We start from the raw sequence: 21,396 nt of genomic DNA, 5'->3' as shown, positions 1-21,396 counted from the left end.
AGATGTTTCAGTTTGTTGTCCGCCATTTCGGGTTTCTCAAGAATGTCCCCTTATTGCCGCATGTCTTTGAAAGTCTGCTAAAATTGCACACCTTTATCTTAAGAAGCCACCTTTTGGATGCTTTTGATCATATTGAAGCTGAAGTTATGCGCTGGGAGGGAACCACAATTGGTATACATAAGTATGGCGGAATGCAGTTTAATGTTGCTAAAAAGGAAATCGGACATTTGCATGGCAACGGAATATTGGACGTGTTATATAGCCGAAAAGTTAAAACGTTGCTGGTTGAAGAAGGCAGGGTGACCGATCATCATACTTTTAAAAAGTCTGGTTGGGTTAGTTTTCAGATAGTTAGTCCGGAAGATACCGCTTATGCCATAAAATTACTGAAGCTTAGTTACTCTATGAAGCGTTTCCTCATAATCCTCATACTTTTAGTACCAGCAGCACTTTATGCGCAGAAGCCAACCGCTCAATACGTAAAAGCCCTTTACAAGAAATATCCTACCCAGAAATCTGACCTTTGTTCCTCTTGCTTGCTCTGGGTTAATCCTTACTTTAAGTCGATTGGCGACACGGTGGACCACAAGCCTGTTTTGACTTATTATGTTTACACAAAAGCGCACCGGATTGAACAGGAACGAATCCGCCTCCCCCGGACTGGTGCTAACGCAGCCTGGCATTCTGTGTACGGCCAGCCCAACGAAACCGCTGTTTATAAGGAAGCAAATAGAATTATAGGTAAACCCAATTCGGCCGAGATGATCTCAAAAGGCCATTGCCAAGCCTGGATACTCATGGCTTGGAATCAGGATGCGGCGATCTTGTCGAATACCTATACTTTTAACGCTGGAATGCAATATCAGGGGCAAAATACGGGAACCCAATTGGCCACTGAGGAATTGTGCCGCGTGCTTACCGGCTATAAAACTAATGCGGTTACCGATAGCGTTAAGATCTGGTGTGGGACATTTGGGAGTCAGGCCACTTACAAAAAGCAGGAGGTCAAAGTAGTCGTGCCTGAATATTATTATAAGGTTATTGAATATAATGATAAGGTTTCGGGTACGAAGGTCACTCACTGCTATTGGATGCCAAATAGACCCGATGCTAAGCGCGCTAGTTTAATCAGCTGTCAGATATCATACGCTGAGTTGACCGCTCGGTTGGGGTTCGACCCGAGGGCTATTTTTAATGAGTATTAGGTATTTAAAGCAAAATGGCTTTAGACTTGATGAGAATGCCATTTTAGTTGACGAGATCAAAGAAGTAGTTGAAGACCTCAAGCTGGTTCGCCAGGGTAAACTGAAAGCACGTCCTGCAAGAGATCTCGTTAATGAGCTATAATATATTTACCTTAAGGCCTTTTGACAAGCAGCTAGTCTATGTTTCAATTCATCAAACGATATACTGCGACCTGCTTTTATATCTTCCTGACCTTTTTGGATACCATCAATTACATGCTGCGGCAATTTCTCTTCTTTTTTTTCTTCAAAGGTAACATTCAGGGCTTTCAAAAAAGCCTTCACAGGTTTTAGTTGATCTTTCTCAGGGTGTATTACGATGGTTGCCATGTACTCACGAACACGTTCTATTTAATCTGCTGCTTCAGTAACTCCACTTTCTCTTGCTCACTTTTCAAAAGACGCTCGTCAAGGGCTTTATTTTCTTCAAGAGCTTCCATTAATTTATCAAGAGGATTGAAATTACAGTCTTGATAGCCAGTACCGTTCGCTACTGCACCATTATTATTTGGAAAGCTGCCATCATTAAAGGTATTAATATAAGTAATAGCCGACTGCTCATCAAAGTTCTTTATAGCTTCCGGGCTGACCTTTAAGATTTCAGCCACCTGTTTCAGAATAGTTTCCTCAATGCTCTCCTGCGCTTCCAGCATAGAGACCTTCTTTTGGCTCCAATCTACACCCAGTTCAGCAGCAAGCGCTTCCTGCTTGATGCCCATCATTTCCCTGAACCTTTTAACGTTTCTGCCTTCATGAACTTTATTTGTACGGTCTGATGTTGAATTCATAGTGTTTGATTTTAACCAAAAATACGTAAATATTTTCCTCATGATGTAATGCGAAAGAATAAAATATCCCTATAAACGGAATATAATATCTCTTCGTGAGATTTTACAGACAGACCATCCTGCTGAAATTAGCGCTGCCAACATTATTCATATATAAACATCTAAAAGCCATGACGCAAAGCCAGCTTAGAATCATTGATGAAATTACTTCCAGGATTGCTGTATCCAGAATTTACCAGATCGGCCACCGCCAATATGTCGAAACCTACGATGGCATTTATCAACAAACAAAGCGTAACCGGGAGCATTTTGATCTGCTGGTAGTGGTAGACGGTATTTGTAATAGAGAAGCTTTTAATATTCAGAAATCAATAAATAGCAGTTCAAACATTGGCATTTCCGTATCATTATGGATCCATAGCGGGGCTAGCATTGAGGAGTTTTTGTATGACAAAAGGAGTGGACATTTCTTTCACGAGATATTAAAGTCTGAAAAATTGATCTACAAAATGCCTGATGATCCGGAATTTGATGTTGATACAGACATTAACGCGTTAAACAGACAGGGCAATCTTGATGAAATATGGGCTCGCGGATACAGCAAAGCCAAAGCCCTGTTGCATGCAGCCTCAACGCTGGATGAAAACGATAACGAAGAAATAAAGTTATGGCTCATGCGTCAGGCCATGAAGCAATTATGCCTGGCGTTTATTTTCAAAATGATCGGATACAAACCATCACAACATTCATTATCATACTTGTTTAATATCTGCCGCTGTATCACCCCGGTTTTTGATGAGGTATTTCCGAGGGAAGGTATGCCGGCCCATAAACTCTTTAAAACGCAAAAAATCAGCATACTCCATCAGCGATGTAAAGACTGGATGGAGAGAGCAAAGGAAGTTGTTATGCAGGGAAGTTAACCCCGGTTAACGCCTTTTCTTGCAGCTATGCATATTAAGTCCGCAGCCTTTGTTATATTCGTTTAGCGTAACGTAACTCATGACTAGTTTTTCTCACCAGGTTATTTCAACTTACGGGGTCTTAATGAAGAAGGCCTCTAATAAAGATATTGATGAAGCTTGGATTGATTGGGCGTTGGAGATGATTCATGCGGGATACGAATCTGATAACCTTTATATACTTGCTGGGATCTCCGGACCTTACAATCAGTTTGAACTTCAAAAATTAACGGATAAAGTTCTCGTTGACTTTGATCTCTGCTATGAAGATAAACTGCAGGTGATGAGAAATTATATCTATTACCTTATCTCATCTACTAAAAGTGAACCATCGAAGTACCTTTCGACCTTAAAGGAAATCAAAGACATATGCATAGACCTGGATATGGAAAAGGAATACATGGATTTTTATTTGCTCTATTATGCGAAAGATGAGCTTAATGAATCAGAAGTGCAGTGGTATTGGGATGGCGCGGACAGAACAAATATTGATATAATAATTAGAAACGCATTTCAGGATTATCTCGATAAGATGGTAAGATAAATGACTCTTAAGAGCTGTAAAATTAATTTTGGAAATTGATAGAATATATGCGGCCGTATAGACTGAAAAACGCCGATCCAGAGGAGATCGAAGACCTCCTAATTAGAGTAGAGCGGTCTTTCAATATTAAATTTCACCACCGAGAACTAGCCCATATCAAATCGTTCGGCGAGTTTTGCGACTATATCGCAGAAAAAATTGAACTTGAAAACTCAGAGGATTGTACGGGTCAGCAGGCGTTTTATAAACTTCGTGACGGAATTTCTTATATACAGAATATAAATAAGGCATTGATTTTGACTGCCTCACCGCTTCACGGCCTATTTCCTAAAACATGTCGACGCCAGCAGGTCAAGCGCTTGGAAAGCTACCTTGGACTTAAATTGAATCTTTTAATACCCCCGCTCTGGGAGACGGCAACGTTAGTCGTTCTCTTTCTTGCCTCCCTGACTTATTTTTTCTTTGACTGGAAGATTGGATTAACTGCATTATGTCTTTCGGTGACAGGGTTTTGGATAAGCGGTAAACTGGGTAGGGGGATGCGTAAGACAACTGTAGGGGAGCTAGCTGCGAAGATGAGGCGCGAAAACTATATCAAATCGAGAAGGAATCCGGAAACCTATAATAAACGAGAGATCGAAGTTATTTTACGAGAGTGGTTTAGTGACGATTTGGATATTGATAAAGAGGAATTGACACGAGACGCTAAATTCATATAAACACTTGAATTAGGGTAGTCCCGCTGGGATTCGAATCCAGGACTCTTGATACAAGTGTTAGAATCGCTAAGGCAGATTGATTTAGACGTAACTGCTCGTTCGTGAATACCCTTTAATTAAACGACCTCCTAAAATCCAAAGGCGACATATTCGTCTTCAGCTTAAATAGCTTACTAAACGAGGGCGGGTGTTCAAATCCTAGTTCGTAGGCGATCTCGCTTATCGATGCTTCCGTTGTCGATAGCTGTTCTTTCGCTTTTTCGATCGGGTGGTTATGGATGTGCTGTTGAGCGTTTTGCCCGGTAAGAGATCGCAGCATATCGCTTAAATAACTTGCGCTCACGTTTAATTGCGCGGAGAGGTATTGGACGGTCGGAAGTCCCTGGGTTTGTGTTTGGGGCGACTGAAAATAACCGCGCAAATTGTCTTCCACCTTTTGCAGTAAATCGCTGCTAACGGCCTTACGGGTAATGAATTGCCGGCTGTAGAAGCGGTTTGAATAATTGAGCAGCAGTTCGATCTGGGAAATCACCACATCCTGACTGAAATTATCGATTCTGCCTTTTAATTCTTCTTCGATACTGTCAAAAACGGTAATAATCGTGGTTTTCTCTTTCTCGGAGAGGTGCAGTGCTTCATTGGCAGAATAGGAAAAGAAACCATAGGTCTTAATCTTCCTGGCGAGTTCGTGACCAAGTAAGAAATCCGGGTGGAAAAGCAGGGTATAACCAGATTGATCGCTTAGTGGTGCGTAACCTCCTGTGATCTGATTTGGCGAAACGAAAAACATTCCTCCTTCTTCAAAGTCGTAATAGTGCTGGCCGTATTTGAACTTTCCCTGGAAGTTCATCTTATAGGATATCTTGTAGAAACTTAAGATGTGGGGGCTAGGGAGGTTTTTGAGCGGAATGGTTCCGTCGGCATTATTTATTAAAGTTACCAATGGGTGCACAGGTGCCGGCATGTCCAGCGCCTTATGCAACCTTGATAAGGAATTAAATCTGTGGTTAGACATTTCATCCTTCATAATGGTTCTGTTTATGATTTGCTTTCAATACTGCCTAACGCACCTTCTACGCCATTAAGGCTTTTCTTTGCTTGTTCCCAACTCCGATCGTTCGGATCGAAGTTACTCCGAATATACGCAAGAATGGTTTCGCATACAAAGGAAACACGCTCCGGATTTTCATCACTTGTCTCACGGGCATCATAACCTGATATGCCACCAAAGATATGTTCTGCGCCAAAAACGGTCAGCAAGTCCTTAGGTCCGGGACTTTGATAATAGGCATCCGCACGCCAGTTGTCTACATCAGAGAACATGAGGTTTACGTCCTTGTCGCCATTCACAATAAGCGCGGGTAGAGTCATCGTACTGAAATCGCCGGCCGCCAATACAGGATAGTGCTGTCTGGCAGCTCCGGTAAATCCTTCGGGTCCACCAGGTGCGCCCATAATCACACGGGCCTTTAATCTTGGCTCTGCGGCATTCACTATTTTACCTGTTACCGGATCAGTTACCTCCATACCGGCCAGCATAGAGACGGTCTGCCCGCCCATAGAATGGCCTACAACGGCAACGTTCGTCTTGTCCACTCTTCCGGTTAGCCCAGGTACGGTGTGGATAATTTCATCGAGATGGTCGAGGATAAAACTCATGTCGGCAGGCCGTGAACTCCAGAACAAGGGCGCTTCGGGAAGGGATGAGGAAAGGGCTAGCGCTTTAGAATTTTGATGGGTAGGCTGGATGACTACAAATCCTTCTGCGGCAAAATAATCTGCCATTGGGCCATATCCCTTGTACGAAGACAGGAAGTTAGACGGGCCATGTCCGTGCGAAAGAAGAATAACGGGCAGGTTGTTTCCGTTCGCGGGAACAGAAACTTTCATTTCAAGGTCTACATGACGGCCGGCAACCGGTAACACAACCGGACTAAAGCTGATGATGGGTGTTTTTGACTGTTTCATTTTTTTTAATTTTTGATATAGTCAAAGATCATCAGGTCTAATCTTCGCGGCATAGCCAAAACGGGGAATTGTATAGCCAAAGTCGGAGAGTCATAAAGTGGCTACGTGGTTACTATTAAATAGAGAAAAAGTAGATAATAATTAGATAATAAATAGGAGGTTGATATATCCTTGGTATATCGTTGGCGTATGGTTGGTATATCCTTGATATATCCTTTTGATATACCAACCATATAGCAATGATATCTTAACTATATCCTAACTATCAAGTTATTATCCACTTATATTCTAGTGATTACTTATTTATTAGTAACTAGGTGGCTAGGATGTAAACGGATAGGTGCATTTGTTGCAGGATTAATATTTTTATAATATTGCGTGGTATTCCTTGATTATATGGGAACAACCTTAGTATAGATGATCAGGAAACCCGTTATAGAGGAAAAAAATCTGCTTTCGAGAGTTAGTCAGCGTGACGAGTCAGCTTTTAAAATTATATTTGATGCGTATCACGCTCAAATTCTCACTTTCGCAAACAAGTACCTCAAGTCGCGGCAACTGGCAGAGGAAGTGACACAGGAGGTGTTCCTCAAGGTCTGGAATCTTGGTGATAAACTGAACTCGATCAATGATCTTGAAAATTACCTGCTTACCATTACGCGAAATCGGACGTTCGATATACTGAGGCAACTGAAACGGGAAGTGCGCTATGTTCAACCGATCGGGGAGGTGGATGATGTGCGGGAAAACATTACTGAAGAAAGTATTTTATTGAGCGATACCCGACAGTTGCTGGAAAGGGGCATAGCGTTGTTGCCACCTCAACAGAAGCAAGTATACAAACTCTGTCATCAGCAAGGCTTAAAGTATGAGGAAGCAGCTAAAGAACTCGGAATTTCTCCTCAAACTGTACACCGCCACATGAAACTTGCCCTAAAATCGCTCCGATCTTTTATGGCTAAGCATACTGATTTATCTGTTTTACTGATTATTTTAAAATTATTTTAAAATAATTGAGTGTGCATTGCCCCTGTGCACATTCTTTTTACGTCCATCTATTAAATAGCTTTGGCGATTTCGGGCAATTGTTGACCCGCACAAACTGAAATGGATCAAAAAAAAATAGAATATCTGCATAAGGCCTACCTGGAAGGCAGCTTGGATCCGGTTGAAATGGCGGAATGGGATGCATTGTTAAAATCTGACCTGGCAGAACAGCCTGTTAAACTATTTATGGAGGAAACCTGGCACTCCATTCTTCCTGAAGAACGCATGATGCTGAGTTCTGAGGAGTCTGGAAGGTTATACGACCGCATTATCTCGCAGGCACGTAAAAAGTCGGTCCGTTTATGGCCAAAAATTGCGGTGGCAGCAGCAGTTGCTTCAATTACTTTAGGCGTTTGGTTTTATACCAGCGATTCCGGATTTCTGAAAGGCGAACGTGATGGAATGGCTTCCGCAAGCGATATTGCACCCGGAAAAAATAGGGCGACGCTGACTTTGGCTAACGGGCAGACCGTAGCTTTGAGTGATGGCAAGACTGGGGTGGTGGTCGACCATGGCCTTGTCCGGTACTCTTCCGGGACCCTGTCTTCAGGTTCGCTGAAGGGCGGTACGGACACCGCTGGTCGTGATGTGGTGCACGCACTCGCTGGCGTCGAAATGCTGAGGGTAGAGACGCCGCGCGGGGGGACATATCAGGTTGTTTTGGCCGATGGTACGCATGTGTGGCTAAACGCTGCTTCGTCCCTGAAGTTTCCGTCGAAGTTTATGGGGGCGGAAAGACGTGTGCAAATTACCGGTGAGGCTTATTTTGAAGTCGCTTCGGCATCATTGCCGGGGCGCATGAAGAAACAACCTTTTATTGTAGAAAGTGCGGGTCAGGAGGTGACAGTGCTTGGTACGCATTTTAATATCAACGGTTATAGCGATGAACCGGCAGTAAAAACCACTTTAATGGAAGGCTCTGTGAGGGTTAAGTCGGGCACTAACGTTCGGACCATCAGGCCTGGTGAACAGGCTGTGAACAATGGTGCTGAACTAAAGGTCTTGAAGGTGAATACCGCGCTGGTTACAGACTGGAAGGAGGAAGCGTTCAACCTCGAGGGGGCAGATTTCCGGGTGGCGATGCGTGAAATAGCCCGGTGGTATGATATAGAAGTGGTGTACGACAAGAGTGTTCCGCAAGATATTGAGGCCTGGGGATGGATTTCGAGAAAAAGCAGGCTGTCCTCGGTGCTAAACCTCATTGAAAATTCGGGTCAGGTTAAATTCAGATTTGAGGGCAAAAAACTATATGTGTATAAATAACAGGGTGTTAACCATTAAAGCAAACAAAGAATGAAGAAATTTTACTAGAACCAGCTTGAGAAAAGCAACCAGTTCTGAAAGAACTGGTTGAGGTTTGGCCAAGAGCCAGCTATTAAACCAGAACTAAACCGCAATATCCTGTTTCCTGGAAAGATGAAGGATGTTGCTTTAACCAAACGCTAAACAAATGTATCAAATTATTAAGGAAATTGGTATGCCGGAGCGGCTGTACCATAAATTATGGCGTATCATGCGATTAACCACCGTTTTATTGATAGCCTGTCTGATGCAGGTCAGTGCATCAGGACTCGCACAGCGCATTACTTTAAACCAACGTAATGTCCCGTTAAGTACGGTACTCACAGAGATCCGCAAGCAAAGCGGTTATGATCTGTATTCAGACGGAAAAACGTTGCCTAAGAACCACAGGGTGACGGTTGTACTTAGCAATGCTTCTGTGGAGGAAGCCCTCAATGCAGCTTTGAAAGGATTGAACGTCGTTTATAAGATCGAAGGAAACACCATTGCGGTGCTTCAAAGGCCTTCTCCATCCATCCTGGACCGGGTAATTGCGAAATTTCAATCTATTCACGTTACGGGCAGGGTGGTAAATAGCGACGGCGAGGGTATCCTCGGTGTAACGGTGAGTATAAAGGGTAAAAATTATTCGATCATTGCCGGGTACGATGGGAACTTTATGCTGGACGCAGATGAAAAGGACGTTTTGGTCCTTTCGTATGTTGGCTATAAAACAAAGGAGGTTCCGGTAAAAGAAAAAATGGGCAACATTGTGTTGGAAGCACTTGTTTCTCCGCTCGACGAGGTGCATGTAATTGGCTACGGAAAGGAGCGCCGACGGGTATCAATTGGCGCTGTCAATACCGTATCTGCAAAAGACATCGAAAACCAACCGGTGATGAACCCGCTGCAGGCTTTGCAGGGGCTGGTACCGGGCTTAAATATCAACTCAACATCTGGCGCGCCGGGAGCTGCCGTGAGGGTGCAGGTTAGGGGACAAAACTCGTTATCGCAAAACAGTAATACCACATTAAAACCGTATGACCAGCCATTGTTCATCATTGATGGCGTGCCTGTAGCTGCCCAGAATACCAATATCAACTCTTTAGCGTCGCTGGGCGGGTATGATGGCACCATAAACGGCGTAGGGGGCTTTAGTCCGATTAACAGCCTTAACCCCGCAGATATAGAGAGCATTACTGTTCTGAAGGATGTTTCGTCGACCGCTATCTATGGTACGCAAGGTGCAAATGGGGTCATATTGATTACCACTAAAAAGGGCCGGGCAGGGAAAACCAGGGTGCAGGCCAGTTTCAATTCTGGATTAAATACGGCCACGAGAAAGATCAAACTGCTGAACACGGAGCAATATTTAGCCTACAGGCGGGAAGCACTGGCCAACGATGGTATTGATCTTTCTACAGCGGATCCTTTGTCTTACCCCGACCTGCTTCTTTTTGATCAGCAGAAAAACACAGACTGGTTTGAGAAATATCTGGGAGGCACCTCACATAATAACGACGGGCATGTAAGTGTATCGGGCGGGGCCGACAGAATGAACTTTCTGATCTCAACGGGTTTTACTAAAGCGGAATACAATATTCCGGGCGACTTTGATGATAAGCGTTTAACCCTGCATTCGAACTTAAATTATAAATCTTTAAATGATCGCTTCTCCGTAGGCTTTGGCTTTGATTTCAGTCATGAAAAAAATAATACAGCAGCCTCAGCCAATATCCTGAACACCATTATGGCGCCTCCTAATTTCCCGGATCTTGTGGACGCCGGTGGTAAGCCAGTCTGGAATTACAAAGGGTATAATACCGGTTCTTTTGCACAGTATGCTGCGAATTTAATGCAGCCTAGCGCAATGTCGGTGCACAATATGAATACCTCTCTGTCGCTGGGCTATCAGATAGTTCGCGACCTTAAGTTTAATGTAAACCTGGGATACAACAGGCTTATGAGTGCCGAAGATCAGCGTAAACCTGCAAGTACGATTAACCCAAGCAATTTCCCTGCTTCAAAAGCAACGTTTACAGATAATACTTTTGAAACCATAAACGTGGAGCCGCAACTTAACTATGAGCGAAATTTAGGACGAGGTGTTTTTACCGGCCTTTTGGGTGCTACTTATAAACAGAATGATATTGAGAGAATTCAGCTCGAGGGAACAAACTATGCGAACGAGGCGCTGTTGGGTTCGATTGCGCAGGCGGGTACTATTCTTGGCACAGATTCCTATGATCCGTACAAATATGTAGGTGTTTTTGCGCGACTTGGCTACGTATACGACCAGCGTTATATTGTCCAGGTTTCCGGCAGGCGAGACGGATCCAGCAATTTTGGCCCTGGTAGGCAGTTTGGTAATTTCGGTTCTGTGGGTTTAGGCTGGATTTTCTCGGAAGAGCAGTTTTTTAAAGGTCCGCTCCAGTTCCTTTCGTACGGCAAATTATCAGCCAGCTATGGTACTGTGGGTACCGACTCAACCTTGCCATACGGCTATCAGCAATCTTTTTCAGGAAATACTCAACCTAATTTTCAGGGCATAAAACCATTGTTTGTGGAAAACCTGTACAATCCGGATTATGGATGGGATACTAAGAAATCATGGAACCTGGGCTTGGATCTTGGCTTTTTTAAAGACAAGGTTTTGCTGAATGCGAATTATTATCGCGACAGGATAGGTAACCAACTGGTAAATTATACTTTGCCTTCTCAAACCGGCTTCGGCTCGGTGCTGGCAAATTTCCCGGCGGAAGTAGAGAACAAGGGGCTGGAATTTAACCTGACTTCTAAGAATGTTAACGGTAAAAACTTTTCATGGAGTACAAATTTTAATATCTCTGCCAACCGTAATAAACTGATCTCGTTTCCTGGACTGGAAGAATCTTCCTATGCGCTGAGATATTCCATAGGAGAATCTGTAAACATCGTTAGAGGCTATAAGCTCGCAGGTGTGAATCCGCAGACGGGTACTTTTGAGTTCTATAAGGTGGATGGTACATTAACTTCATCTCCTGCATATGGAATACCTTCGCAGGGAGGCGACTTTCAGACCATTGCCAATCTTGACCCTAAGTATATTGGCGGACTTGGAAATACGCTTTCGTATAAACGTCTGAGCCTGTATTTCTTATTTCAGTTCCAGCATAAGCAGCAAGAGAACTATCTAAGCAGCATTTATTCAACTACTACACCAGGATCTTTAGCGAATCAACCTGTTGAGGTATTAGACCATTGGAGAAAGCCGGGGGATATTTCTTCTATCCAAAAGCTCACTACCGGTTTCAGCTTTTTCGGATATAACTTCATCACTTCGTCCGGTGCATATAGTGATGGATCTTATGCAAGGTTAAGGACGGCGGCGCTGTCTTATATGCTCCCCTCTGGATTTTGTGAGAGACTGGGCATTTCGGACGCCAAGGTGTATGTTAACGGACAGAACCTCTTTCTGATAACAAATTATAAAGTTGGTGATCCTGAACTGGGCAAGTTGTTCAGTTTCCCTATCCAGCGGACAATAAATTTTGGTCTTACAATTAATTTATAGCTTATGAAAGCTTTTAGTGTTATCAACAAAATATCGACGGTTGCTATCATTCTGACTGGACTAGTTGCCAGTTCGTGTAAGAAACTCATAGAAATACCGTCAAATGCAACAAATAAGGTTTCTGCTGAATTCGTGTTCACGGATAGTGCAAGTATCGTTTCCGCCGTGGCAGGGGTGTACACGAATTTTGGACTGTCTGCCTTCAGCCCGCTATTTGGAAGTGGGGCAGTCACCATATACACCGGACTGACGGGCGACGAGCTTACCGTGGGGGCGAGTACCTATACGGGCACGGACTTTTACAATAACCAGATTACGCCAGATAATAGCACCAACAGGTCAATATGGGCTGATGCATACAAGAACCTCTATCAGATTAATATTTGCCTAAACGGCATTGAGGGCTCTAATGCGATAAGTTCGAAGTTGAAAAATCAGCTGATCGGCGAGTTGAAGGTGGACAGGGCACTTTACTATTATTATATGGTTAACCTTTGGGGACCGGTTCCGCTTATCACTTCCACGGATTATAAGGAAACTCAGCGTATGCCGCGGTCTTCAGTAGAAGATGTTTTTAAGCTGATTATGTCAGACCTGACCGACGCACAGCAGAGATTGACGGCTGAGTATCCTTCTGCTGGTCGGATACGACCAAATTTGCATGTGGCGCAGGCGTTATTAGCCAAGGTGTACCTCTACCTCGGTCAGTATCAGAATGCGATTGATGCGTCCAGCAAAGTGATTTCTTCGCCACTATATAGCCTAACAGCGCTAAACAATGTGTTTTTAAGCGGGAGCGAAGAGGCCATTTGGCAATTACCTGCCAATGGCGTCTACTACCAAACGGTAGAGGCGTCTACGTTTATACCGTATAGCCCAACCGCCCAGCCAAATTATGTGCTTTCTCCGCAGTTACTCGCCGCTTTTGAAAGTGGTGATCCGCGCGTAGCGATCTGGACTGGTGTAAACACGGTAGGCAGCGCTACCTATTATTATCCACGTAAATATAAGAATACCAGTGCTGGTCAGACCCCTGCAGAGGATTACATGATTTTTAGGCTCGCCGACATTTATTTAGTCCGCGCCGAAGCCTATGCGCAACTGGATAAGTTGCCCGAAGCGCTGGCTGACTTAAATAAAATCAGGGATAGGGCGCAGGACCGCGTTGATATCAGTACAGATTCGAAGGCAACGGCGCTAAGCGCTATTCTTCATGAACGGCAGGTCGAGCTCTTTTGCGAATGGGGAAACAGATGGATCGACCTGAAACGTACAAAAATGATAGATGCGGTTCTCGATCCGGTAAAACCATTCTGGAAGAGCAGCGCCGCAGTGTTTCCTGTTCCGCTAGCAGAGCGGCAGGCCAATCCGGCTTTAGACCAAAACGACGACTATTAATATTTGACACAACTTATAAAGAACATGATTATAACTAAAATTGGGATTTCCTTGTGTGCGTTAGCTTTACCGCTATTCGCTGCCGCACAAGGTCGGCAGTATGTGGTAGAGGGCAAGATCGGTAAACTAAATCCCCCTGCTAAGGCTTATTTGTTCCTGGCGCATGGAATTGATTCTACGGTAATAACCAAAGGATCCTTTAGATTTACCGGTAATGTTGACGGAGCGATGCCTGCGCATATCATTATCAATAAAAAAGGTACGGGCTTACAATCTAATCAGATTGGAGGTAGCCCCTTTACGTTTAACTTTTATATAGAACCGGGGAAGATATCCATCACCAGTCCGGATTCGCTACCAAACGCTAAACTTACTGGCGGACCCTTAAATATGGACTATGTCAGGTTGAAGGCGCAATTGAGACCGACGGACAAAGCCTTAGGTGATCTTGTTGATAAGCTATTGAATGCGACACCGGAAACCAGGAACTCAAAAGCGTTCAATGACAATTTCCAGCAAGAAAGTTCTGCTATCGGCCTTCGGCAAAAGAAGATATGGCTGGATTTTATAAAAAACAATCCAAACTCATTGATGAGTTTAATGGTACTAAAGTCCTATTCGGGCGTTGGCTCCCGTTTGTTATACAATTCGATACCGGGCAGCCCTGCACTGGAAGAGGTGGACTCACTTTACCATACACTCGGTGAGCATGTACGCCTGAATCCGCTGGGAAAAGATTTCGGCGATGTATTAGCGAGGCAGAAGTACATGAAAATAGGTGCTATTGCACCGGACTTTTCTCAGACTGATGCTAATGGCAAGCTGGTTTCCCTAAAGGATTTTAAAGGCAAATATCTTTTGATAGATTTTTGGGCGAGCTGGTGCGGGCCGTGCCGGGCAGAAAATCCTACAGTAGTTAAAGCCTATCATAAATATAAAGCGAAGGGTTTTGATGTGTTGGGCGTCTCGCTGGATTTTGCGAACGGCAGAGAAGCATGGCTCAAAGCTATTAAAGACGATCAGTTGACCTGGACGCAAGTCACGGATTTAAAGGGCTGGCAGAACAAAGTTGCGGATTTGTACATGGTTAGAGCAGTTCCTCAAAATTACTTATTGGATCCGGACGGAAGGATTATTGGAATTAACCTGAGAGGGGAGGCCCTGGAGAACAAATTACAAGAAGTTCTGGGGGCGGTTTCATCTGTCGACCTTGATGCTGATACATTCGAATACGTCGTAAAGGGAAAGTTGCCAAAAAGCTCGATACCTAAGCGTGCTTTTTATGTGTATACACATGTTGATGGCACTATAGCTACCGACTCTACAGATGTTAAAGACGGTGTGTTTTCGTTTAAAGCGTCTACCAATAAAAAGGAAAGTTTAGGATTTGTGAGAGTCTCCGATCTAGTGAAAGGTAAATCTTCGACAAGCGGAAAGTTTATCCAGTTTTATACGGATTCTACGACCATTACCTTGACCAGCGCCAGTACTATTGATCAGGCAAAAATTGCCGGAGGAGAGCTTAACAGGGATGAGCAAGCACTCGTAGAACTCGTTAAAAAAGAGCCAGAAGCAGGCTATTTGAAGTTCCTCCAGTCGCACCCGAACTCCCTGATCATTATAAATGCGCTTCAGAAATTGCGGGAGAGTTCACCTGACATCGATGTTGAGTCTCATTTTAATTCCCTATCTGTCCGTGTGCGCGCATCGGAAAAAGGCAAAGCTTATGCCGCTAAGATATCGGAGTGGAAAAAGGTGATGATTGGCGCTTATGCTCCGCAGTTTACCGCAGCTGACACCGCAGGCAAGCCAGTGTCTTTAAAAGAATTTAAAGGAAAATATGTACTGCTGGATTTTTGGGCAAGCTGGTGTCCTCCTTGTCGCGAGGAAAGTCCGTTTTTAAGAGCCGCATTGAACAAATATGGCAAAGACAATTTTATCATATTGGGTATTTCATTAGATAATCCCAGAACCGGTAAGGAAGGCTGGATAAAAGCGATAAAAGATGACAAGCTCACCTGGCCACAAGTGTCAGATTTAAAATACGAGAATGAGGTAGCCAAGTTGTATTCGGTAACTTCCATACCACAAAATTTCCTGCTGGATCCGGATGGAAGGATTATCGCCACAAATCTTAGGGGGGAGGGGGTTGACCGGAAACTCGGGGAACTTTTGAAGCCTTTATAACGTAATTCTTTTTCCTGCTATAGCTTGTTATTTAACTCTATTTAATAACAGGCTTTAGCAGGATTGCAGGAATGGCCTAATTGGTCTTCAACACCTTGCGGAAAACGATGTTCCTCACGCGTGGAGTGGTGAAACTTATTGCGGAAATGTTGCCGAGGTTATCCTTCAGTATTTGTAGCGTGACTTTAGAATCCTGAATTCGGAAATTGCCGTCAGAGCTGGTTGCCAATTTAAATACTTCATTTGATTTCCGATGGATTTCCAATTGATCATTATTGAGCTTAATGTCAAGTTCTGCCTGTACTTCGTCTGAATAATAATGACCTGTGACGGATTCCAGCGTAATCGGATCGATGGCATTTGGAACTGCGACCACCTCAGGCATTTTCAACGGTTTTTGTGGCGGTTCCTGCCTCGCTTCTAACTTGACTTCCGGAGTTTTTTCCGGTAATAGCAGTTGCCTCAATTCATTTAGGCCGTCGGGCTTACCGTCAAAGGCCGAAGTGTTGGCCAGCCATGCAATGGAAAGCCCGGTTTCCGGATAATATTCCAGGGAACTGCGATAAGCGGCCGTGGCGCCATCGTGGATGTATACTTTCCAGTTCCTGATCTGAACGATACGCAGACCTGCAGCGTAATCATTCGTTTGTCCATCATTCAATGGCGACCCCGAAATCTGCTTTTGCAGCAGCCCCGGTTTGCCCAGTCTATCACCGGTATAGTACTTGTTCCATTTTAACAGATCTTCGGCTGTTGTAAGCAAACCGCCGCTGCCATACACTTCTTCGTTAGGCATGTCAGGTAGAAAGCTGCTCTGATCTGGGGCATAGGCGATGCTTCTATTGCGGATGATCTCATTTGCATTCGTCCGCCAGCGCGTGTGCGACATTCCGGCTGGCTTGAAGACATACCGGTGTGTGAAACTTTGCAGGGTTTCTCCGCTCACGCGTTCTGCGATGATGGCAAGCAGCACGTAATTGGCATTGCTGTACATAAATTCCGCTCCGGGCGAGTGGTTCAGGCTCTGGCGGGAGAGCAAATCAAGTATGTCCTGATTCCTGTAAATTTTGCTGCCCCTTGGCGCGTCGGAAAGTGACAGAAGCGCCCAGCAGTCCTTAAGGCCACTGGTGTGTTGCATCATTTGCCTCAAGGTAAGCTTTGAAGGATAGGGCGGTAGTTCCGGCAGGTATTTGTGTACGTCTTCATCCAGGGATAACTTCCCCTGCTGCTCCAGCAGGAGTATGGAGGCCGCCGTGAATTGTTTGGACACGGATCCGGCTTCAATCAATGTCTGCGGAGACATTGCTTTTTGGTTTTCAAGATCTGCCATACCGAAAGCTTTCGAGTAAAGGAGATGTCCGTTTCGACTGATTGCGATTTGACAACCTGGGCGATCTTTTGCGTAGATGTCGAAAATCTGATCAATCCGATTTACTGTATCCTGCCAGTCCTGCGCCTGGATACGTAAACATACATGGCAAAGTAGCGATAAGATCAGTACGACTTTCGTTTTCTTCATTGGATTTTTTATCAGTAGGCTAATTTAGACAATCTGTTGAACTAGCCGGTATTGATATCATTGAAAATAACCTTATCATCGTTTCCAACGCTTATGTGTCCACAGCCACCCGTATGGTTCTTCCATGATATTTTCTGTTAAGAGGTCGATATACTTTTTGGTTATTTGGCCATCCGTCGTAGATTCCGCATTTGAGCATATCGGTAGGCAGACAATTTTGTAGTTTCCTTTTGATAGCTGTGTAATGTGCAGATAGATAACCGCTGTCTGCCCTTTGCGCGCCAATTTTTCCATTCCTGAAAACCAATAGGTTTCTTGATTCAATAAAGTAAACCTATATTTTTCGTCTTTGATGCGTGGACATTGGTCGGCAAGGAATAGATATACGGCAGGACTTGAGCTATTAGATAGGACATGACGCATAACTGCGCTGTCCGCTAATAGCTTCATGCCAAAACGTGATCTTAGTTTGATCATCAGCCTGTTCATTGACCCAGACGTAAGAGGCTTGTAAACAGCATATATTTCATGGTGTATTTTATATGGCATGAAGTTTAACATCTCCCAGTTTCCACAATGTCCTAAACAGGCAATGACATTTCGTCCCGAGTTTATATACTGGTCTACCAACTCCAAATTCTCAAATAGTATTTTCCGATTAAGCACCTCTGCCGGAGCAGAGACGCTTTTTATAATTTCAGCAAAATAAGCTACAAAGCAAGCGTAAAATTTTCTTACAATAGCATGGACCTCCCCATATCGCTTTTTGGGAAATGAACGTGCGACGTTTTGAAAGACTACCGCTTTCCTGTACCCAATAATGTGATAGGCGAGGAGGAAAGCGAATGAGGCGATCGAATAGAGAAAACTCATAGGCAACAGGCTTATGACATAGGTAATTGCATAAACACCTCGGTATGTTAAAGTCTGCAGGGCTTGCTTCATGTTTATGAGTTAAAGCTTCATCTTTAAACCGATGGAAGCATATGGAGAAACAGAAAAATGATAGTCATTGTCTCCTGCAAATACACCTTTCAATGTTCTGTCGCTGTATGACGCAGGACGAAACAGGTTAAGCCCCGCCATACCCGTTAAGGATGGCCCTTTTTTACCTAGCTTTACTTCGGGGCGAAATCCCGTAACAATGTATTGATGGGAGAATATAACGTCTTTACCATCCTTTTCCAATAGGGCTACCTGTCCGTTCATTTCAAGCGCATATGATAATTTGAATCTTTCGTTGACAGCATAACCTATCGACACATCCAAGCCATCACCCAATTCAATATTCACATTGTATTTTCCCTCACGCCTCCAATCGACGTAAACGGCCGGAAATACCATTGGATATCCCAGAGAACTGTTTATAGCCACACCTCCTCCGATATCAAGATTGGAATTCAGATGACGGATAAAAACAATTCCCCCGCTGCCCAGCACATTTTTGAAACTGATTTCGGTAAAATCGGTGGACGGCGTAAATATCCCCATTCCGACACTTGCCCTCATGGACCATTTGTCGTTTAAAGGACGTAAATGATAAACGCCAAACTGTAAGTTCATGATTTCGGAGACCATATGTTCCGAAAAGTTTTGGTTATGCAAGGAGACGTATGCCCCTCCAAAACCAATTCCCCAAGCGGTAGGACGGTTATGCTCATTTGACTTCATGGACAAGGGCATATTGAAAGTTCCCTGATAAACCATGGCCGAGCCTTTAGCATCACCTATTTTTTCTCTTGGTTTTTCGCCGGGAGGCAAATAGTAGTAGCCCGAATTTCCGATGTACTCTGTCTTGAAGGATACTTGCTGTGCTTTTGCCTCCAGACATAAAAGCACAACCCATGTTGCTGAGAGTAATGATATTGTCTTCACGATTTTAAAATGTATTTATACTTGTTTATTTCTTTGGGCAAAAGAACGGCGAACGCTGCGATCAAGAAATCTCTAAGCGATAGACTTTAGATTTTGGTAAATGAAGTGCAATATAAAGGAGATGGATTTTATGTATCAAGCTATTGTAGGATACCGTCCATCCATTTGAGAAAGTCTGGTACTCGCATCCGACTAACCAAAACCTCATGTGGGCATTCCGGCGAAAAGGAAAGTTTAAGACGGCTGTTAAAGTATTTTGCAACATTTTCAATGGCTTTGACATTCCCGATGCAATTACGCGACACCCGGAAAAACAATCGGCTATCAAGCTGTTGATCCAATTGATCTAAAGTATAATTAATGATATACCGCCTGTCGTTGAACGTGTGGAGGAAGATGACCCCGTCTTCACTGTAAAAATGGGCAATATCCTTGGTTTCAATATAATGATAGTTTTCACCTTTGGATATCAGGAAACGGTTTTTGGTCTTGAGCGATAGTAGCTGCTCAAAATTCTTCGAATTGGTTTTATAAGATTGATGATAAAATATGTTCTCAAATTTGCTTAGCGCTGTCTCCAGTTCACTTTCATCAAATGGTTTTAAGAGGTAATCTATACTGTTCAGCTTAAATGCTTTAATGGCATGTTCATCGTAAGCTGTTGTAAATATAACAGGTGTTGTAACATCTACATGGCTAAATATTTCGAAGCAGTTGCCGTCTGCAAGACGGATATCCATAAGAATAAGATCGACAACAGATTCTTTCAGAAAAACAATGGTATCTATGACCGTTTTCGTTTGCATTTCCAAGAGATAGTCTGGACGTAACTTCATCATCATACGTTTCAGTTCTTCGTATGCAAACCGCTCATCTTCTACGATCAGGTATTTCATGACTGTATATAGGGGATTTTTACAATAAACAATTCCTCGGTATGATCAACCGTAACTTCTTTAGCATAGATTTTATACTGCCTGGTAATGTATTTTAGCCCGATTCCACCTTTATCAGCACTGCCCGATGGCTGGATGTTGTTTTCGACTGTGATATGTTCGTAATCAATATTGATTGTGATATTTAATGTTGATTCTTCCGTTGCGATATTGTGCTTGAATGCATTTTCTATAAGCAGCTGCAGCGTCAGGGGGATAATCTTATGCTGTTTATTGGGCGATATTTTGTTTACCGTAAAAGTAAAGGAGTTCTCGAATCTCATCCGCATGAGGAATATATACGAATCCAAAGCATTCAATTCTTCCGTAATGGACACTATCGGTTGTTGCGTGAGGGATAGTACATAGCGATAGGTTTTTGAGAGAGCTTTCGTGAATTTGTTGGCATTTTCCTGATTTACATATATCAAAGATGACAATACATTAAGGGAATTAAACAGGAAATGAGGGTTTATCTGTGATCTCAATGTCTCGTGCTGAAACAGCAGAACCTCACGTTTGGCTTTTTCTGAATCGGCTATCGCTTTCTGTTCAGACTGGAAATAATGAATCAACTCAAAGACCAACAGAATAGGAATATTTGTTGACATGGCAAAAGCAAACTTAACGTGGAACGGGGGCAGTCCCTCCTGAGGAATGCGGAACACGTCATAAATCAGAAAATTAAATACCCATAGTAATATCAGGCATATCAAGGTTATCCCCGCAATATCTGCCATAATTCGCAAGAATATATTCTTTGAATAAGGTAAATTTTTATTCAAGAACCTTAATAAAGTGTAATCGGCTATACACATAGCAAAAATTACCACATAATGGGCTGACAGCTGTATATGAAAATTCCGCCATAAATCTTCTTTCATTAAAACAATGGTAAAAAGCATTTGACAAAGGGCATATACCAGTGTCGAAAAAAAGAAGATTGTGAGTCTCTTTATATTAATGTTTTTTATTCGAATCATTGTCCAAAAATATATTTTAGGTATCAAGGATGTGTTTTATTTATTCCGACTTTCCGATGAACTTCATTATTTAAGGGATGAATTCAAGGTGTCGCACTGAATTGTTGGGATTTGACGGAACAAGACATCGAACTTTGAGGCTAGGTTCTGCTATTGCTTTTATTTGTCAGATTAACAGGAAATTGGAGGGTAAAAAAATGGGACAAATCCATATATTCAGATTTGTCCCAAGTGGTGATCCCGCTGGGATTCGAACCCAGGACCACTACATTAAAAGTGTAATGCTCTACCAGCTGAGCTACGGAATCATTCCCCTTTTCAGGAGGTGCAAAGATAGAATTAAATGTTTATTTTACTATAAAAATTTTAAAAAGTTGAAGTCGCCAACTCAAG

At 43.3% G+C, this 21,396-nt stretch carries 19 protein-coding genes and 1 tRNA gene; 10 read left to right on the top strand and 10 right to left on the bottom strand.

Annotated features, from left to right (window positions below; all coding sequences use genetic code 11):
* Positions 1 to 2 precede the first annotated feature (2 nt).
* Positions 3 to 1,205: a luciferase domain-containing protein gene (locus tag J3P40_RS12810; protein WP_256006288.1), complete on the top strand. Its 1,203-nt coding sequence runs from the start codon at positions 3 to 5 to the stop codon at positions 1,203 to 1,205.
* Positions 1,195 to 1,347, top strand: coding sequence for a hypothetical protein (locus tag J3P40_RS12805; RefSeq protein ID WP_256006286.1), 153 nt, complete (start codon positions 1,195 to 1,197; stop codon positions 1,345 to 1,347). The genes J3P40_RS12810 and J3P40_RS12805 overlap by 11 nt, the downstream gene beginning before the upstream one ends.
* A gap of 5 nt (positions 1,348 to 1,352) precedes the next feature.
* Here J3P40_RS12805 and J3P40_RS12800 read toward each other — a convergent pair whose 3' ends face one another.
* Positions 1,353 to 1,574, bottom strand: coding sequence for a DUF2683 family protein (locus J3P40_RS12800; RefSeq protein WP_256006284.1), 222 nt, complete (start codon positions 1,572 to 1,574; stop codon positions 1,353 to 1,355).
* Positions 1,575 to 1,591: 17 nt separating this feature from the next.
* A complete protein-coding gene (locus J3P40_RS12795; RefSeq protein ID WP_256006282.1) occupies positions 1,592 to 2,032 on the bottom strand; it encodes a helix-turn-helix transcriptional regulator in 441 nt (146 codons plus the stop codon).
* A gap of 95 nt (positions 2,033 to 2,127) precedes the next feature.
* Between J3P40_RS12795 and J3P40_RS12790 the strand changes: the two genes are divergently transcribed.
* The 3 genes from J3P40_RS12790 (at position 2,128) to J3P40_RS12780 (ending at position 4,257) form a co-directional block, all read left to right on the top strand.
* Positions 2,128 to 2,955 (top strand): hypothetical protein, encoded by an 828-nt coding sequence (locus J3P40_RS12790; RefSeq protein WP_256006280.1) that lies wholly within the window; start codon positions 2,128 to 2,130, stop codon positions 2,953 to 2,955.
* A 124-nt stretch (positions 2,956 to 3,079) separates the two neighbouring features.
* Complete coding sequence (locus J3P40_RS12785) at positions 3,080 to 3,538, top strand: hypothetical protein (protein WP_256006278.1); 459 nt, start codon at positions 3,080 to 3,082, stop codon at positions 3,536 to 3,538.
* 35 nt (positions 3,539 to 3,573) lie between these two features.
* Complete coding sequence (locus J3P40_RS12780; protein WP_256006277.1) at positions 3,574 to 4,257, top strand: hypothetical protein; 684 nt, start codon at positions 3,574 to 3,576, stop codon at positions 4,255 to 4,257.
* A gap of 112 nt (positions 4,258 to 4,369) precedes the next feature.
* Here the strand turns inward: J3P40_RS12780 and J3P40_RS12775 are convergent, their stop codons facing one another.
* Positions 4,370 to 5,284, bottom strand: a complete 915-nt coding sequence (locus J3P40_RS12775) for a helix-turn-helix domain-containing protein (protein WP_256006275.1) — start codon at positions 5,282 to 5,284, stop codon at positions 4,370 to 4,372.
* 11 nt (positions 5,285 to 5,295) lie between these two features.
* Positions 5,296 to 6,225: an alpha/beta hydrolase family protein gene (locus J3P40_RS12770; protein ID WP_256006272.1), complete on the bottom strand. Its 930-nt coding sequence runs from the start codon at positions 6,223 to 6,225 to the stop codon at positions 5,296 to 5,298.
* Between the two features lie 417 nt (positions 6,226 to 6,642).
* Between J3P40_RS12770 and J3P40_RS12765 the strand changes: the two genes are divergently transcribed.
* The 5 genes from J3P40_RS12765 (at position 6,643) to J3P40_RS12745 (ending at position 15,691) form a co-directional block, all read left to right on the top strand.
* On the top strand, positions 6,643 to 7,233 hold the full coding sequence (locus tag J3P40_RS12765) for an RNA polymerase sigma factor (RefSeq protein ID WP_256006270.1): 591 nt from the start codon (positions 6,643 to 6,645) through the stop codon (positions 7,231 to 7,233).
* Between the two features lie 99 nt (positions 7,234 to 7,332).
* Complete coding sequence (locus tag J3P40_RS12760; protein WP_256006268.1) at positions 7,333 to 8,535, top strand: FecR family protein; 1,203 nt, start codon at positions 7,333 to 7,335, stop codon at positions 8,533 to 8,535.
* Positions 8,536 to 8,722: 187 nt separating this feature from the next.
* A complete protein-coding gene (locus J3P40_RS12755; protein ID WP_256006266.1) occupies positions 8,723 to 12,106 on the top strand; it encodes a SusC/RagA family TonB-linked outer membrane protein in 3,384 nt (1,127 codons plus the stop codon).
* A gap of 3 nt (positions 12,107 to 12,109) precedes the next feature.
* A complete protein-coding gene (locus J3P40_RS12750; RefSeq protein ID WP_256006264.1) occupies positions 12,110 to 13,504 on the top strand; it encodes a RagB/SusD family nutrient uptake outer membrane protein in 1,395 nt (464 codons plus the stop codon).
* A gap of 24 nt (positions 13,505 to 13,528) precedes the next feature.
* A complete protein-coding gene (locus J3P40_RS12745) occupies positions 13,529 to 15,691 on the top strand; it encodes a redoxin domain-containing protein (protein ID WP_256006262.1) in 2,163 nt (720 codons plus the stop codon).
* Between the two features lie 76 nt (positions 15,692 to 15,767).
* Here J3P40_RS12745 and J3P40_RS12740 read toward each other — a convergent pair whose 3' ends face one another.
* From J3P40_RS12740 to J3P40_RS12715, 6 genes are all read right to left on the bottom strand, one after another.
* On the bottom strand, positions 15,768 to 17,210 hold the full coding sequence (locus J3P40_RS12740; RefSeq protein WP_256006246.1) for a serine hydrolase domain-containing protein: 1,443 nt from the start codon (positions 17,208 to 17,210) through the stop codon (positions 15,768 to 15,770).
* Positions 17,211 to 17,285: 75 nt separating this feature from the next.
* Entirely contained in the window at positions 17,286 to 18,155 is an 870-nt protein-coding gene (locus J3P40_RS12735; protein ID WP_256006245.1) for a lysophospholipid acyltransferase family protein, read from the bottom strand.
* Positions 18,156 to 18,164: 9 nt separating this feature from the next.
* Entirely contained in the window at positions 18,165 to 19,085 is a 921-nt protein-coding gene (locus J3P40_RS12730) for a DUF6268 family outer membrane beta-barrel protein (protein ID WP_256006243.1), read from the bottom strand.
* A gap of 140 nt (positions 19,086 to 19,225) precedes the next feature.
* Positions 19,226 to 19,981 carry a LytR/AlgR family response regulator transcription factor gene (locus J3P40_RS12725; protein WP_256006240.1) on the bottom strand — a complete coding sequence of 252 codons (756 nt, stop codon included), beginning with the start codon at positions 19,979 to 19,981 and terminating at the stop codon, positions 19,226 to 19,228.
* Complete coding sequence (locus J3P40_RS12720; protein ID WP_256006238.1) at positions 19,978 to 20,760, bottom strand: sensor histidine kinase; 783 nt, start codon at positions 20,758 to 20,760, stop codon at positions 19,978 to 19,980. Before J3P40_RS12720 ends, J3P40_RS12725 begins: the two co-directional genes overlap by 4 nt.
* A 475-nt stretch (positions 20,761 to 21,235) precedes the next feature.
* Positions 21,236 to 21,311: transfer RNA gene (locus J3P40_RS12715), tRNA-Lys, on the bottom strand.
* Positions 21,312 to 21,396 lie beyond the last annotated feature (85 nt).

The organism is Pedobacter deserti (assembly GCF_024436415.1).
Taxonomy (GTDB): domain Bacteria; phylum Bacteroidota; class Bacteroidia; order Sphingobacteriales; family Sphingobacteriaceae; genus Pedobacter; species Pedobacter faecalis.
Note: the sequence above shows the minus strand (reverse complement) of the source record. Positions and strands in the feature narration are given on the sequence as shown.